Genomic DNA, 16,175 nt, shown 5'->3' with positions numbered 1-16,175 from the left:
CGCGCCGAGCGCTCGCAGCCCGGCCGCCGCGCCGGTGCCGAGCCCCGCACCCGCGACGCCGAGGGTGATCGGCACGATGAGCTGTGCGGCGGAGTGCCAGACGCCGCCGAGCACCAGCTCGCCGAGCCTGTCCGGCATCAGCAGCAGCGCCGTGCCCCACAGCAGCGCGCCGGCGGCCTGCCCGCCGCCCAGCAGGAGGCAGAAGGGACCGAGGCGGTGCGGGGTCTGCCGCAGTACCCGTGCCGCCTCCGGGACGGTGACCAGCGAAAGCCCCATCAGCACGGCGAGGAACGGGCCGAGCAGGAGCTCGGCGCCCCGCACCGCACCCACCGCGCCGACCCCGGCGATCGCACCGAGCCCGTACGCCCGCAGCTGGCTCGCGCCGCTGAGGCTGACGTTCTCGACCAGGTACCGGTAGCCGAGGTCGCGCTGCTCACGCAGCCACCCGTGCGCCCCGGTCAGCCGGGGCCGGATGCCGGACTGGAGGCAGCCGTACGCGGCGGCCACCGCGGCGGACGCGCCCCAGGCGAGCACGAAAGCGGCCACACTGCCCACGCGGGCCGCCACCACCAAGGCCGGGACGAGCGCGACGCCCCACACGAGGTCGTTGACGAACGCCTTCCGCCCGGCGCCGGCGGCGAAGAACGAGTACCGCCAGGCGTCCTGCAGCAGCAGCCCCGGCAGCATGACACCGAGGGCGGCGAACGCGGGCCCCACACTGCCGCCGAGGGCCGGCCCGACCACCAGAAACGCCGCGCCGATGACGGCACCGATGCCGAGCGCGGTACCCGACGACCGGGCCACCGCCTGGCGCCAGGACGCGTCCGACACGCCACTGAAGCGCACCACGAGCGGGTCGGTGGCAAGGCCGCGGGAGACGTTGAGCAGCACGCCGTAGGTCACCCAGGCCAGGCTGAACACGCCGAACGCGGTCACCCCCAGCGAGCGCGCCACATAGATGCCCACCGCGAAGTTGGACATGCTGGAGGCCGCCTGGTCGGCCAGCCCCCAGGACAGCCGGCCGGCGAGGGCCCGCCTGGCGGATCCGGCCGGGGCCGCCGGTGTCGTCGTCTTCTCCCCCTCGGTGGTCATCGGCGTCATGCCTTGATCAGCCCGGCGCCGTGCAGGGCGTCGGCGGCGGTGGCGACGGTGTCGAACGGCAGCCCGGACCGCTCGGCGATGTCCAGCAGACCGTGCTCGCCGTCGGAGACACTGAGCACCCAGAGCATGGCCAGCTGGGCCTGCTTGGTGTCGCTGCGGCCGCCGAGCGCGTCGTACAGGCCGCGCCGGCCCAACTGCGGTTCGCCGTAAGGGCTGAGGTTGACGTACTGCCGGTTACGGTCCAGGACGGCGAACGCCTCGCGGCAGACGGCAAGGGTGTCCGCCATCGCCGCCGGGGAGACGAAGTCCGGGTTGTCCGCCGAGGTGTGGTACTCGGGATAACCGGCGTACGGGGTCCGGCTGAGCGAGCCGACGCCGAGGTCGAACCCGGGCGAGCAGAACTGCCGCTCGTCGTAGCCGTACGGAGTGAACTCGGCGACGCGGTGCGGACGTTCGGAGGCGGCCAGCACGTGTCGCAGCACCCGGTCGATCTCGGCGTCGCCGCGCCTGCTCTGTTTGTACGTCAGCTGCCCCGGGTCGCCTGCACAGGCCAGCACCAAGCCGTGCTTGACCCGATCGATCCGCTCCGCGTTGCGGGCCAGCCAGGTGATCGCCCCGATAGTGCCGGGCGCGAAGAGGAACCGGTAGGTGTAGTACGGCGTCTGCTCCGCCAACGCCCGGGCCAGGAACGTCGCCACCGCGATGCCTGCCAGGTTGTCGTTGGCCAACGACGGGTGGCAGACGTGGCAGGAGACGATCACCTCGTCGGGGACCTGACCAGGGACCAGATGCTCGGCGTAGGTGAGGTGACCGTCCGCGAGTGTGGAGTCGATGCGCACCTCGTACTCGCCGTCCGGCAGCGCGTCCAGGGTCTCCTGGGCCAGGCAGAACCCCCATTCCGGCGTGTAGTAGCTGGTGCGGTACGGCACCCAGGTCGGGTGGTCCGGCAGGGTGTGGAGATGCGGGCGCAGCTCGGCCAGCGGCATGGTCGCGGACACCGGGACGCTGTAGCCCAGCACGTGCAGGCTGGACGCGGCGAAGTCGACGACCCGGTTCCCGGCCGCGTCGGCGATGTACGCGTCGCGGATGTTCCACTCCTGCGGCACCGTCCAGTCGAGCACCTGCGTCCCGGTCGGCACCTCGTGCACCTGGAGCGGTATGTGCTCGTCGATGATGTCCAGGGTGGCGCGCACCCCGTCTCCCGTGATGCTCCGGCAGAGCGGGTACAGCCGCTCCACCAGTGCATGCATTTCCTCGCCGAGCGCAGGCGGGGGCGCGGGCGTGGTCACGGGCGCCGCCGCAGGGTGTCGTCCACGGCACCTGACTCGGACGCCGCGCGCAGTACGGCAAGCCGGGTGAAGCGGCGCTCGAAGTCCTCCCGGGTCAAGCCGAACTTTCGGTAGGTGTCGGCGAGTTCGAGCGCGCCCTGTTTGACCGTCCACTCGCAGTCGAAGCCGGGGATCGCGGCGCGGAACCGGGAGAAGTCCACCCGGTAGGAGCGCGGATCGGCACCGTTCTCCCCGGTGATCTTCACCTTGGAGCCGGGTACCGCCTCGGCGACCTGCTCGGCGATCTCGGCGACCGTGACGTTGTTGGTCTCGCTGCCGATGTTGAACGCCCGGTCGTGCACCGCTTCGCGCGGCGCGGTCAGCGCGGCCGTGAAGGCCCGTGCGATGTCGACGGCGTGCACCAGCGGGCGCCAGGGGGTGCCGTCGGAGAGCACCAGCACCTCGCCGGACAGGAGCGCGTGGCCCACCAGATTGTTCAGCACAATGTCGGCGCGCAGCCGGGGCGAGTAGCCGAAGGCCGTGGCATTGCGCATGTACACCGGGCTGAAGTCGCCGTCGGACAGCGCGTGCAGGTCGTCCTCCACTCGCACCTTGGACTCCGCGTACGGCGTCACGGGGCGCAGCGGGGCGTCCTCGGCCACCAGGCTGTCACCACCGGACGCTCCGTAGACCGAGCAGGTCGACGCGTACAGGAAGCGCCGCACTCCGGCGTCGCGGGCCAGCTGGGCAAGGCGTACGGACGCATGGTGGTTGATGTCGTAGGTGAGCTCCGGCGCCAGCGAGCCCAGCGGGTCGTTGGACAGCGCGGCCAGGTGGATCACGGCGTCCACCCCGGCGACGTGCTCGGCCGTGACGTCGCGCAGGTCCACCCGGTGCCCCGAGGGGTCCGCGGGCGGCGGGCCGAGGACGCAGTCGGCGAACAGGCCGGCGTCGAGGCCGACGACCTCGTGTCCGGCGGCGGCGAGGACCGGTGCCATCACGGTGCCCAAGTAGCCCTGGTGTCCGGTCAGTAGTACGCGCAAGGTTCATTCCCCCAGAGTGAAAGTGCCGAGATCGAGCGTGAGTTTGGTGACGGCGAACGCCTCGGCGTAGCGGGCGTGGCATTCGATGCCGCGGATCCGGGCAAGGCCGAGGAAGGCCTCCCGGTCGTACCAGGGCCGGTGCCGCTGCGAGGGGTAGTGCTCCTGCAGCAGCCGCACCTTCTGTTCGGCGATCTTCGGCGACAGCGGCTGATACGCCGTCATGCGGCCGAGATCGCCGTCCCACTTGACGATCTCGTAACCGAGGACCAAGTGGTCGCGGAACGCGGTGGGTATCAGCTGCGCCAGGCCGCGGTGGTCCTGGTGCGCGTCATCGGTGCGCGGGGCCAGGATCAGATCCGGGTCGGTCTGACCGCGCAGTTCCTCGACCGCGGACTTGGCCTCTTCCCAGTGCACGGGCAGCCGGCCGTCCGGCAGCTTGAGCACGGTCAGCCGCAGGTCGGCGCCCGGGCAGAAGGCGGCGAGCGCGGCTCGCTCCTCCTGCTCGCGCTCGCTGCCGCCGCCGGACAGCACCAGTGCGTCGACACGGATGCCCGGCCGCGCGTGACACAGCGTCAAAAGCGTGCCACCGGCGCCGATGGCGATGTCGTCGCAGTGCGCGCCCACCGCGACGATCCGGTCCAGGGGCCCGCCCCCGAGCCGGATCACGCGCTCACCCCCGCGCTGTCCCGCTCCCACACGGCCCACGGGCGATCGCCCCGGGCGTGGGCGGCGTCGAGCGCGGCCCGCTCCTTCACCGTGTCGGTCGGCTTCCAGAAGCCCCGGTGCTGATGTGCCACCAGTCGGCCCTGCTTGGCCAGTTGGGCGCATCCGTCGGCGACCAGGTCCCCGTTCTCCGGTATGTGGTCGAAGACCTCCTGGCGGAGCACGAAGTAGCCGCCGTTCTCCCACAGCGGCAGTTCGCTCACCGCGGTGATGCCCCCCACCAGGCCGTCCTCGCCCAGCTCCACGCAGTGGAAGGAGGACTGCGGCGGCACCACCATCATCGACGCACCTGCATCACGCAGGGCGAACTTCTCGATCATCTCCGACAGCGGGGCGTCGGTGAGCACATCGGCGTAGTTCGCGAGGAACATCTCGTCGCCGTCCAGGTGGTGCCGCACCCGGCGCAGCCGCTCACCGATCGGTGACTCGATGCCGGTCTGCGCGAACGTGATCGTCCAGTCCGAGATGTCGGTGGACAGCAGCTCGGTGCGCCCGCCTCTCAGTACGAAGTCGTTGGACGTCGTCTCCTCGTAGTTGAGGAAGAAGTCCTTGATGTGGTGCGCCCCGTATCCCAGGCACAGGATGAACTCCGTGTGGCCGAAGTGCGCGTAGTAGCGCATGACGTGCCAGATCAGCGGTCGCGGGCCGACCATCGCCATCGGCTTGGGCACGTCGTCCGCGGCACCGCTCCGCATCCGCATCCCATAACCGCCGCAGAACAGAACGACCTTCATGCTGCGATCTCCTTCACGACGTGACCTCGACAATGTTCAGTTCCGGGATGGGGAAGACGAGGCGGCCGCCCCAGTCGTGGAGGAAGGACAGCTGCTCGACCAGTTCGTCCCGCAGGTTCCACGGGAGGACGAGGACGTAGTCCGGTTTGTCGGCGGCTATCTGCTCGGGCGGCAGGATCGGGATGCGGGTGCCCGGGGTGAACCTGCCGTGCTTGTAGGGGTTGCGGTCGACCGTGTACGGGAGCAGGTCCGGGCGGATGCCGCAGTGGTTGAGCAGGGTGTTGCCCTTGCCCGGGGCGCCGTAGCCCACGACCGTCTCGCCGCGCTCGGCCGCATCGATGAGGAACCGCAGCAGGTCCCGGCGTACCTTGGCCACCCGCGCCGAGAACTCGGTGTACCCGGACAGCTCCTGCAGCCCGGCGGCCTTCTCCCGGGCAAGCACGTCGGCCACTCGCCGGGACGGCTCCCCCGCCACCTCGGTCGGCCGGGCCCACAGCCGGATGGAGCCGCCGTGCGTGGGCAGCAACTCGACGTCCACAAGCGCGAGTCCGCCGCTCGCAAGCGCTCGGATCGCGGACGCGACCGTGTAGTACTGGAAGTGCTCGTGGTAGATCGTGTCGTACTGGTTCTCCTCGATCAGGGTCAGCAGGTGCTGCACCTCGATGGAGACCCAGCCGTCGTCGGCGACCAGGGCGCGCAGCCCCTGCGTGAACCCGACCACGTCGGGGATGTGCGCGTACACATTGTTGGCCACGACCAGGTCCGCCGGGCCGTGCTCGGCACGGACGGCCGAGCCGGTCTCCGGGCTCAGGAACTCCGTGAGCGTGGGCACGCCCGCCTCCCGCGCCGCTGCGCCGACGTTCACCGACGGCTCGATGCCCAGGCAGCGGATCCCCCGGTCCACCACGTGCTTCAGCAGGTAGCCGTCGTTGCTCGCCACCTCGACCACGAAGGCGTCTTTTTCCGAGGGCCCGAGACCCACCCGCTGCACGGCATCGGCGACGAAGGTGCGCGCGTGCTCCACCCAGGAGGTCGAGTACGAGGAGAAGTACGCGTACTCCTTGAACGTCTCCTCCGGCGTGATCAGCGGCGGGATCTGCGCCAGCCAGCAGTCGGTGCAGACCTGCAAGTGCAGCGGGTACGCCGGCTCCGGCTGGTCCAGTTGGTCCGCGGCGAGAAAGCTCTCGCACGGTGGTGTCGCACCGAGGTCGACGACGCTCGCCATCGCCTCCGAGCCGCAGAGTCGGCATCGTGTCATTTACTGCCCCCCATTGATTCCGTCCCCGTTGACTTCGTTCCCGTTGCTTCCGTCCGACCCGCGATCGCGGTGCGGTACTCCTCCACCAGGCGCTCAAGGCCGACGGCCGGGCTGAAACCCCGCTCGTAACGGCGCCGGGCCGCCTGTCCCATCTCCCGGTTGCGAGCCGGCCCGGCCGTGATCCGGCGTATGCAGGACGCGAGCGAGGCGGGCTCGCCCGGCTGGTGCAGCAGCCCGGTCACGCCGTCCTCGACGAGTTCGACGAAGGCGCCGTGACCGGCGGCGACGGTCGGCACCCCGGCCGCCATCGCCTCCACGACCACCAGGCCGAACGCCTCCAGCCAGGTCGAGGGAGCCACCACGGCGACCGACCGCGCGACGGCCCGCTGGCACTCCGCCGTGTCGTACAGGCCGACGTACCGTACGTCGTCCCGGCCCGCCGCCCAGGCGGTCACCTCTCGCTCCAGCGGTCCCGTGCCGGCGATCACGAGCGGCACGCCCACACCGCCGTCGGCGGCGAGCTCGTCCCACGCGGCCATGAGCAGCCGCACGCCCTTGGCCTCCGCGAGCCGGCCGAGATAGAGCAGATGCTCGCCCTCGCCTTCTCGGCAGGCACCCGGCTCCGGCACGAAGTTGTGCTTCACCGCCAGCCGCTCGGCCGGCATGCCGGCCCGCACCAGGACGTCGCGCTGCGCCGCGGAGATGCAGAAGAACCGCTCCACGCCGGACCACCACCGCCGCCGGTTGACCGACAGGCTGACCGCAAGCGGCACCGTCGCAAGCCGGGAGTTGCGGTAGCAGCCGTGCCGGACGGCGGGCAGCGGCACCGTCGACCCGACGCACTCGGTGCACGGCCTGCCGTCGCGCTGCAGCGTGCCGGGCGGGCAGACCTGGGTGTAGTTGTGCAGCGTGGCGACGGCGGGCACGCCGGCGTCGGCGCAGGCGGCGATGACCGCGGGCGACAGGAGCGGGAAGACGTTGTGGACGTGCACCACGTCAGGGCGTGAGGTGCGCAGCCGGGCGGCCAGCTCCGTGCGTACCGCCGGGTTCCATGGCACGAGCAGCGGCAGCGCGGCCTTGCCGAGCAGGGACCGGTCGGCGATGTCGTCGCTGCGCCGCTCGAACACCTCGACCCGGTGGCCGCCGGCACGCAGCAGCGCCACCTCCTGGTCGACGACCTTGTTCTCGCCGCTCGGCTGCGCCGAGTTGTAGCGGTTGTGCACCACGAGGACGTGCATGCTCAGCTCACCTCCGATCCGCGGGCCCAGCCCGGGATGTGTCGTCGAGGGACTTCGGGCGTCGAGAGCTCAGGCGCCGCGGTGGGTGCCGCGGCAGGTGCCGCCAACAGCGAGGCGGCGACGGCCAGATGCAACAGATACGGCGAGGCGTCGCCGAGGCCGGCCTCGGTGTACGACGCGATCGCGCAGTAGCCGATCAGGAAGATCGCGCAGGCCCTCGGCAGCGACGGCGGCCGCAGCAACGCGACACCGCCCAGCACGACGATGATCGCCGCCACCAGGGCGACGCCGGTCAGACCCTGTTCCTGGAAAACGGCCAGCCAGCTGTTGTCGATCGGCAGCCCGCCGAACGACTTGTCGCCCAGACCCACTCCGAACAGCTGCTCCGCGGTCGTCCGGGGCGCTGCCAGCAGGGCGTCCCAGACCTTGGCCCGACCGGTGAGGTTGGAGAAGTTCTCCTGGCTCTGCCCGCGCAGGAACCATGCCTGCAGCGCGGAGCTGAACGCCACCGCGGCCACCGCGGCGCACAGCACCGCCCAGGTGAAGAACCGGCGGGCGGCGGCGCTGGTCAGGATGAGCGAGCCGATCGCCAGCGAGAGGCCGATGAACAGCCCGAGCGTGGCCGTCCTGGTGTGGGTCAGCACGAGCAGCACGAGGGACGGCACGATGATGACCGCCGCGCTAGCCCTGTCGGTCCGGCGGCCCAGTACGAGCAGTACGGTGAGCCCGATGATCACCGCGGCGTACTGTCCGATCTGCGGCGGGGTGAGCGGCCACAACGCGCCGACGAGGCGTCCGCCGTACAGGTCGGGCAGCGCCGCGCCCGGTGAGACGACCAGCCCCGCAGCCACCGTCCCGAGCACCGCGAAGTACGCCCGGATGTGGTGCCGGACGAACGTCAGGCCGCCGTCCCACCAGCGGCTGAGCAGCCACAGCGTGCCGACGAAGAGAGCCAGCCGAGTGCAGCGGAACAGCGCGCCGAAACCGGACTCCAGGTGCGCACTGGAGATCACACTCGGCACCAGCAGCAGGGTGAGCAGGAGCAGGTAGGCGCTCGCCCGGATGCGCAGCCGGAGATTGACGGCGAGCGCCAGCGTGAACGCGGCGACCAGCGCGCCCATGGTGACCATCTGGATGAGGGAGCGGGGCAGCGGGACGATGGTCTTCGCCCCGGTGGAGCCGAGCGTGTTGAGGACCAGCAAGCCCCAGACGATCCCGACGCTCTTCGGCGTGTGATCCGCGCGCATCTCAACCACCGTCCCGTACGCGGAAGGTGCTGCCCGCGTCCTGCTGGTACGGCGTGCCCTGCCACTGCCCGACGTCGAGTATCCGGCTCGGGTCGTGGGCGACGAACTTCCATGGTCCGAGGTAGACGTTGTCGTGCCAGCGGTTGTGCTGGGTGCGGGTGATCGCCTCGGCCACTCCCTCGCCCTGGTACGGCGACCAGTCCGGATAGGTGCCGTAGTTGGCCAGCACCGCCATGCGGTCGCACTTCACCGTGCACTTGACGACGGACTTGTCGAGCACGAAGCGGTTGCCGTGGATGTCCACCCGCTGGGTCTTCCACCGGCAGTCGGCGTGGAGCGGTGCGGTGGCGATCGCCGGTTTCGCGCAGCGGTCGGTGTTCCGCACCAGCAGTGTGCAGTCACCGGAGGAGGTGTTGGCCGGGCTGTTGCAGAACCGGTCGGCGTTTTCCCACAGGGTGATCCCGGACCAGTTGTCCTCCAGTACGTTCCGGTAGATCTCGATCTTGTCGGTGCGGGCTTTGATCCGTGGTTCGCCGCCGGATTCGGACAGGTAGACGGTGGCGAACGGGAAGCTGTCGCCGCGGTCGGCTGCCCTGCGGCCCTCGACCCAGTTGTTCCGCCGGATCGCGTTGTTGCGGATGACCGCGTTGTAACTGGTCTCGTAGATCAGCGCGGCGCCGTCGTTGGCCTCCAGCACATTGTTCTCGATGCGGAAGTCGTTGTTGTTGGTGTCCGCCCACAACCCTGTTCCGCGATTGTCGTGCACCCAGTTGCCGCGCACGTCGGCGCCGTTGACGGCCCAGAACTTGACGCCTCCGGTACAGCCGCAGCCCTTCCGCCGCCGTTCCCAGTCGCCGGTGTTGTTGCCCACGATCTCGTTGCCCTCGACCACCAGGTCACTGATACGGCCGCCGGATTTGTACGCGTTCATGCCGTACTGGCCGTTGCCGCGCAGGCAGCTGGCGCGGACCCGCTGGCGGGCACCGGCCATCAGCCCGGCACCCGAGTTGTGCTGGATCGTCGCGTGCTCGATCACCCAGCCGTCGGCCGAGTCATGGTTGACCACGCCCTCGTCGGGCGGCGCCACGAAACGCTGCACGGTCAGGTAGCGGATGGTGACGTTGCGGGCGCTGCCGCCGAACGCGTACTGGTTCTTCTTCCGGCCGTCGAGCACCGCGCCCGGCGCACCGAGGTAACGGTCACCCGCCTTGGGGATGACCTGGGCGTAGCGGTCCGGGTCGAGCCTGTGCTTGCCCGGTCGAAGCCAGAACGTGGTGTCGGGCGGGCTGCTCTTGGTCTTCGCGGCCAGGTCACCGACCACCGCGGGGTCGACCGTCACCGCGCCCGCCGGTGCCTTCGCAGGACCGGCCGCGGGCTGGGCGCACACCCGGGCCACGGCCACGGACTTGGTTGGCGCAGCCTTCGGCTCCGCCTGGTCGACCGGTGTGCTCGTACAGCCGGTCACCGTCAGCAGGGCCAGCGCCGGCGGTGCCGCCGCCAACGCCCAGTACCGCCTCTTGATCCCCACCCGCCCCCCCTAGCCGCGGAACCTGAGCACGGTGGTGAAGCCCGCCACCCCGTCGGCGAAGCCGGTGCCGACCAGCGTTGTGGTGGGTTCCTTGCGCCCGAAGCCGGCGGAGTACCAGCCCAGCGGCGGTTCGGTCTCGCCGCGATGCGCCCGCCAGGACAGTTGCCCGGGCAGGTCGAGCACGGCGGAGCGCTCCTCGCCGTCCCGGTTCCAGGTGAGCACTGCCCGGTTGCCGGTCAGGTCCGCGGCGATCGCCGGGCCGAGGTGGAATGCCAGGCGTACGTCCCGGTTCGGCCCGCGCACCTCGTCAAAGACCTTCAACTCCCGTTGCTCAGCTGTCAGTTCCACCAGGCGACGGTGCACGGAGCCCTGATAGCCATCGTGTTCGGCACACCAGCGAGAGGTGTCCGCCACCAGGACGCGGCTGCGGGCATGCCGTGTCCACAGGAACGGGCCGCCGGAGACGGACTGGTCCTCGCCGTCCAGCTGCAGGGTGTTGTGGCCGAGGGTCGAGCGGAAGTACTGCCGCCACTCGGGCTGCCCGTGGTAGCAGTACGTCCCCGGGTCGGCGAGCACGTCGACCCCGTCGTGCCGGACCTCCACGGACAGCGCGTCCGCGTGGGCGTGCGCGGCGATGGACAGGAAGCCGTGCGGGCCGCCGTCGCAGCGGGCCCAGATCTCCCCCGGACCGCGCAGGATGGTCATCCCCGCGTCGGCGAAGTGGGCCGGCCGGCTCGCCGGGCGGGACACGGTCACTTCGGTGGGCTGGATGAGCGCGGCCAGCAGCGGCGTACGCACATCGGTGCCGGTCACCTCCGGCCACCAGGCGAGTCGGCCGAACACCGCGTCGCCGGTGGCCAGGAGCGAGGCCCAGCGGTCGGTGCCCGCGCCGTCCAGGATCAGACCGTGCCCGTCGTCCGCGTCGCCTTGGCGCGGCGGCCGCAGCCGGTTGTCCACGACGGCCGCGAGCGCGTCGGTCATGCGCAACAGCACGAGCCGGACGGTCGCGGGGACCGGCACGCCCGCGGCATCCGCCTCGGCCACCGCGGCCAGACCCAACTCCAGTACGAGCCCGTGGTATTCGGTGGCCAACTCGCGGTTGAGGCCGGAAAGGTAGGTGTTGCCGCGCAGCTGCCGTTCCAGCGACCGCAGCGCGCCCGTCCGCCAACGCTCCGACGAGGGGAACCAGTTGAACGCGCAGGACGCCGCGAGCTGCCCGGCGGCCTCGGCGATGACGTGGTTGTTCGCCGACGACCCCCGGCTGGGGAAGGCGGCCAGCCAGCGCTGGTGGTGCCAGACCTGGTTCAGTGCCACCGGGTTGCCCTCGAACAGCCCGGCCGCGCCCGGCCAGCCGTCGAGCAGCCGGCGGATCCACACCCACGAGAGCAGCCGGATGCCCAGTTCGATGCCGCTGATCCAGTGCACGCCGCGCAGTGGTGGGTTGGCCGCCCACCACGACCGCAGGTGCTCGGCCACTCGCTCGGCGTACCGCTCGTCCCCGGTGATCGCGTAGGCGGCGGCGAGCTGGGTGAGGTACTGGTGCCGGGACAGCTCCCAGATCTGCTTGACGTCCCCGACCGCGTCCTCGTTGCGGTACGGCACGTCGAAGGCGTAGCCCCACGGAGCCCGGCGCCCGGTCTTCGGGTCGTACCACCAGTCCGGGTCGGTCAGGTCGTCGCGGACCACGCCGAAGTACTCGGCGTGCCCGTACATCAGCCGGTCCGCCTCGGCGATCAGACGCTTCGCAGCGTCCGGCGGAATCGCGGCGAGTGTCCCGGCGGGCAGTACGGCGGTGAACCGGGCGCCGGTCACGCTCGGGCAGGTGGGCCGCGCCGACCGCCACCGCCGTCTGCGCACCGCGTCGCCCGCCCGGCCCGCGACCTCCTGCGGCCCCATCCGGGAAAGGCGCCGCAGGTACCAGCCCGCACTCATGGTCATCGCGGCCCCGCCAGCGTCACCGGCGTACCACCGGCCAGGCCGGTCTGCACGGCGAGGGTGGCCGCGGTGGTGGCGACCAGCGACTCCAGCGGCACCGGCATTGGGCCGCCGGTTCGAACAGCCTTGATGAACGCGGCCAGTTCGGCGTTCTGACCCTTGTCGCGGGCCTTGGGCAGCCGCGAACTGACCCACCGCTTATGGCCATAGACCGAAGCGCGGACGAAGTCGTCGAGCCGCAGCGCCTTGCCGTCCGCGACCAGGTCGAGCGTCTCCTTGGGGAGGCTCGCCGGACCGCTCGTGACGTAGCTGAGGGTGGCGGTGGAGCCGTCCGGGTAGCGCAGCACGACCTGCAGATCCTCGTTGCCGGTCGTGGCGACCGCGTACACCGATACCGGGTCGGCGTCGAGCAGCCAGCTCGCCGTGTCGATGAAGTGCCCGCCCTCGCCCGCGAACCGCGAGCCCTCGGTGCCCTGTTGGAGGTACCAACTCCCCTGCTGCAGCCGCCCTGCGTTGACCAGGTAGCGGAGGTTCGCCGGACCGGTCCGGGCGCCGAACCGCTTCCTGGCCTCCTGCAGCAGCGGCGCGAACCGGCGGTTGAAGCCCACCTGCAGCCGGTCGTTGCCGGACTCCTCCACCGCCGCGAGCACCCCGGCCAGTTCGTCCTCGGTGAGGGCCAGGGGCTTCTCCACGAACACGGTCTTGCCGGCCAGCAGTGCTCTTCGGGTCAGTTCGGCGTGCGAGCTGTGCCGGGTGACGACGAACACCGCGTCGATGGACTTGTCGCCGAGCACGGCGTCGAGGTCGGTGGTCGCCTCGGCGAAGCCGAACTTCCGCTGCGCGTTGGCCGCGGACAGCGCCGTCGTGGTGACGACGGTCGACAACTCGACCCCCTCGCGCTGTGCCAGGTGCGGCAGCAGCATCGACGTCGCGTAGTTTCCCGCGCCGACGAACGCGAGTCGCACCGGCGTCCTGGCGGCTCGGGCCGGACCCGGCTTCATGCTTTTAGTGGACACAGCCACCGCGGGCACGGCGACCTCGGGGGCCTGCACCTCCACAGTCTGTTCGGGATACCGGAACAGCACGGCGACGGCCTTCAGTTCGCCGTCCTTCAGGCTCTGGTACGTCTCCACTGCGTCGTCAAAGGCGGCGACGTGGGAGATCAGGGGCTCCACGTCGACGCTGCCGCGGGCGACGAGGTCGAGGAAGCACGCCAGGTTGCGGCGCTCGGTCCAGCGCACGTAGCCGATCGGGTAGTCCCGGCCCTCCAGCTCGTACGACGGGTCGTAACGCCCGGGGCCGTACGAACGGGAGAACCGAACGTCGAGCTCCTTCTCGTAGTACGCGTTCCACGGCAGGTCCAGGCGGCACTTGCCGATGTCGACGACCCGGCCGCGGTCCCGGCACAGCTTGGCGGCCAGCTCGACGGGCTGGTTGCTGCCGCCGCCGGCGGCCAGGTACACCTGGTCCACGCCGTGACCGCCGGTGAGTCCGGCGACGGCGGCTTCCACGGCCGCGGACGCGGGATCGCCGCAGGCCGCGGCGCCCGAGCGCTCGGCGAGCTCGCAGCGCACCGGGTCGGGGTCGACGCCGACGACGCGGACTCCCGAGGCGGTGAGGAGCTGCACCACCAGCTGCCCGATGAGGCCGAGGCCGATGACGAGTGCCACTTCGCCGAGTCGTGACTCGCCTTGGCGGACGCCCTGGAGCGCGATCGACCCGACGGTGCCGAAGGCCGCGTGCCGCGGCGCGAGGCCGTCCGGCACCGGGGAGTAGAGGTTCTTCGGTACCCAGTTCAGCTCGGCGTGCAGCGCGTGCTCGTTGCCGGCGCAGGCCACGAGGTCGCCGACCTTCACGTCGTCGATCCCGGTGCCGACCTGCTCGACCACCCCGCACAGCGAGTAGCCGAGCGGCGTGTAGGAGTCCAGCTTGCCCATCACCTTGCGGTAGGTGGCGGGCACCCCGTTGGTGGCCACGCTCTGCATGACCTTGGCCACCTGGTCGGGACGGGAGCGGGCCTTGCCCACCATCGACATGCCGGCCTCGGACACCTTCATCATCTCGGTCCCGGTGGATATCAGCGAGAAGGCGGTGCGGACCAGCACACCGCCCGGCTTGCACCCCGGCACCGGCACATCGAGCACCGACAGCTCGCCGCTCTTGTAGTTCTGCACAACCTGCTTCACACGAACTCCTTGGACGTCGCGCCGCGATACCAGTACTCGAGGGTCAGCACATGCCAGAGATGCTTGGAGAAGTCCCGCTGCCCGGCGGCGTCCTCGGCGACCATGCGCGCCAGTGCGTCGCGGCGCAGGAGCCCGTTGCGTACGAGCTCGCCGTCGTTGATCACCTCGCGCACCAGCGGCGCCAGATCCCGGCTCATCCATGCCCGCAGCGGGGCGCTGAACAGGCCCTTGGGCCGGTACGCGATCTCCCGGGGCAGGATCGAGGTGGCCGCCTCCTTGAGGACGGCCTTGCCCTGCCGTCCGACGATCTTGCGGTCGCCGGGCACGGCGAACGCCGCCTTGACCACCTCGACGTCCACGTACGGCACCCGCACCTCGGTCGACGCGGCCATGCTGGAGCGGTCCGTGTACGCGAGGTTCAGGCCCGGCAGGAACATCCGGGCGTCACCCAGGCACATGCGGTTGACGAAGTCGTCGAGGTCGTTGTCGTGGTAGACGTCCGCGTGCTCGGTCAGTACGTCGTCGACCGTCCCGGCCAGGTCCGGATTGATCAGGCCGAGCAGCTCGTCCTGGTCGTACATGGTGTAGCTGCGCCGGAACGCGGTCTCCTCCGGCAGGTCGGCGAAGGAGAGGAACCGCTTCGCGAAGCGCACCGACCGGTACCCGCGGCGGGCCGTGGCGACCGGCAGCCGGTCCACGGCCGCGGACACCCCGCGCCGCAGGGGCCGCGGGACGCGCTGATAGCGCAGCGCGATCTTGTTGGCCAGGTGCTTGCGGTAGCCGGCGAACAGCTCGTCGGCGCCCATCCCCGAGAGCATCACCTTGACCCCGGCCTCCCGGGCGGCCTGGCAGATCAGGAACGTGTTGATCGCGGCGGGGTCGCCGATCGGCTCGTCCAGGTGGTACGTCATCTGCGGCAGCAGGTCGAGCACGTTCGGGGCGATCTCGATCTCATGCAGGTCGACGCCGAACCGCTCCGCCACCTGCCGGGCGTAGCGCAGGTCGTCCGGCATCGCCTCGAACTTGGCGTCCTCGGCGCGGAATCCGATCGTGTAAGCGGAGATCCCGGGCTGGTGGCGGGCCGCCAGCGCGGTCAGCCAGCTGGAGTCGAGGCCGCCGGAGAGGAAGGTCGCCACGGGGACGTCGGAGAGCAGGTGGCGCCGGGTCGACTCCTCGACGATGGCGGCCAGGTCCGGCTGCTCGCCGGTCCGGGCCCGCTCCTGGCCCTCGGCGGCGACGTCCTTCAGGTTCCAGTACTGGCCACGTTCCACCCGGCCGTCGGGGCGGCATCTCAGCCAGCTCCCCGGCGGCAGCTTCTCCGCTTCGCGCAGCGCGCAGCGCGAGTCCGGCACCCAGTAGTACAGCAGCGAGGCGACCAGTGCCGCGTGGTCCACCTCCAGCGATCCGCCGGTCGCGGTGGCGAGCGCCTTGAGCTCGGAGGCGAACACCAGGCCCGCGCCGCGACGGAGCAGGAACAGCGGCTTGATGCCCAACTGGTCGCGGGCGAGCACCAGTTCGCCGGTGCGCTCGTCGAAGACGCCGAACGCGAACATGCCGCGCAGCCGGGGCAGGCAGTCCATGCCCCAGCGCCGCCAGGCCTCCAGCAGCACCTCGGTGTCGGAGGTGCCGCGGAAGCGCACCCCGGCGGCTGCCAGCTCGGCACGCAGCTCGGGCGCGTTGTACAGCTCGCCGTTGTACGTCAGGGCGAGGCCGTCCGAGACCATCGGCTGGGCGCCGGTCCCGGACAGGTCGATGATGGACAGCCGGCGGTGCCCGAGGTGCACTTCGCCGTCACTGACGGAGTGGCTGTACCGGCCCGCCCCGTCCGGACCGCGGTGGGCGAGGGTTTCGGTGAGCCGGTCGGTCACGGCCTTCCCGTCCGGCCATCGGTATGTGCCTGCGATGCCACACATG

Annotated in this window: 12 protein-coding genes; all 12 read right to left on the bottom strand. The window is 71.0% G+C overall.

Translation table 11 applies throughout. The features are described 5' to 3' along the window. The coding region (locus tag ABT381_RS11805; RefSeq protein WP_502965704.1) for a hypothetical protein at positions 1 to 1,092 on the bottom strand (1,092 nt) is incomplete at its 3' end. Positions 1,093 to 1,097: 5 nt separating this feature from the next. Continuing rightward, positions 1,098 to 2,351, bottom strand: a complete 1,254-nt coding sequence (locus tag ABT381_RS11800) for a DUF4910 domain-containing protein (protein ID WP_351591474.1) — start codon at positions 2,349 to 2,351, stop codon at positions 1,098 to 1,100. 35 nt (positions 2,352 to 2,386) lie between these two features. Beyond that, positions 2,387 to 3,412 (bottom strand): NAD-dependent epimerase/dehydratase family protein, encoded by a 1,026-nt coding sequence (locus ABT381_RS11795; RefSeq protein ID WP_351591471.1) that lies wholly within the window; start codon positions 3,410 to 3,412, stop codon positions 2,387 to 2,389. Positions 3,413 to 3,415: 3 nt separating this feature from the next. Further along, positions 3,416 to 4,078: a PIG-L deacetylase family protein gene (locus ABT381_RS11790; protein ID WP_351591468.1), complete on the bottom strand. Its 663-nt coding sequence runs from the start codon at positions 4,076 to 4,078 to the stop codon at positions 3,416 to 3,418. Continuing rightward, on the bottom strand, positions 4,075 to 4,869 hold the full coding sequence (locus ABT381_RS11785) for a glycosyltransferase family protein (protein WP_351591465.1): 795 nt from the start codon (positions 4,867 to 4,869) through the stop codon (positions 4,075 to 4,077). Before ABT381_RS11785 ends, ABT381_RS11790 begins: the two co-directional genes overlap by 4 nt. A 13-nt stretch (positions 4,870 to 4,882) precedes the next feature. Further along, complete coding sequence (locus ABT381_RS11780; protein WP_351591462.1) at positions 4,883 to 6,127, bottom strand: class I SAM-dependent methyltransferase; 1,245 nt, start codon at positions 6,125 to 6,127, stop codon at positions 4,883 to 4,885. Further along, positions 6,124 to 7,365 carry a glycosyltransferase gene (locus tag ABT381_RS11775; protein ID WP_351591459.1) on the bottom strand — a complete coding sequence of 414 codons (1,242 nt, stop codon included), beginning with the start codon at positions 7,363 to 7,365 and terminating at the stop codon, positions 6,124 to 6,126. The genes ABT381_RS11780 and ABT381_RS11775 overlap by 4 nt, the downstream gene beginning before the upstream one ends. 2 nt (positions 7,366 to 7,367) lie before the next feature. Then, a complete protein-coding gene (locus ABT381_RS11770; protein ID WP_351591457.1) occupies positions 7,368 to 8,612 on the bottom strand; it encodes an O-antigen ligase family protein in 1,245 nt (414 codons plus the stop codon). 1 nt (position 8,613) lies between these two features. Then, positions 8,614 to 10,140, bottom strand: coding sequence for a right-handed parallel beta-helix repeat-containing protein (locus tag ABT381_RS11765; RefSeq protein ID WP_351591454.1), 1,527 nt, complete (start codon positions 10,138 to 10,140; stop codon positions 8,614 to 8,616). A gap of 9 nt (positions 10,141 to 10,149) precedes the next feature. Then, positions 10,150 to 12,078 (bottom strand): heparinase II/III family protein, encoded by a 1,929-nt coding sequence (locus ABT381_RS11760; RefSeq protein WP_351591451.1) that lies wholly within the window; start codon positions 12,076 to 12,078, stop codon positions 10,150 to 10,152. Beyond that, positions 12,075 to 14,261 (bottom strand): bi-domain-containing oxidoreductase, encoded by a 2,187-nt coding sequence (locus ABT381_RS11755; protein ID WP_351591449.1) that lies wholly within the window; start codon positions 14,259 to 14,261, stop codon positions 12,075 to 12,077. Before ABT381_RS11755 ends, ABT381_RS11760 begins: the two co-directional genes overlap by 4 nt. After that, positions 14,258 to 16,174: an asparagine synthase (glutamine-hydrolyzing) gene (gene asnB / locus ABT381_RS11750; protein ID WP_351591447.1), complete on the bottom strand. Its 1,917-nt coding sequence runs from the start codon at positions 16,172 to 16,174 to the stop codon at positions 14,258 to 14,260. Before asnB ends, ABT381_RS11755 begins: the two co-directional genes overlap by 4 nt. Position 16,175: the final 1 nt, after the last annotated feature.

It is taken from the genome of Streptomyces sp. NPDC000151 (assembly GCF_040301705.1).
Lineage (GTDB): Bacteria > Actinomycetota > Actinomycetes > Streptomycetales > Streptomycetaceae > Streptomyces.
The sequence above is the reverse complement of the archived record's forward strand: the minus strand, read 5'-3'. Positions and strand labels throughout refer to the sequence as shown.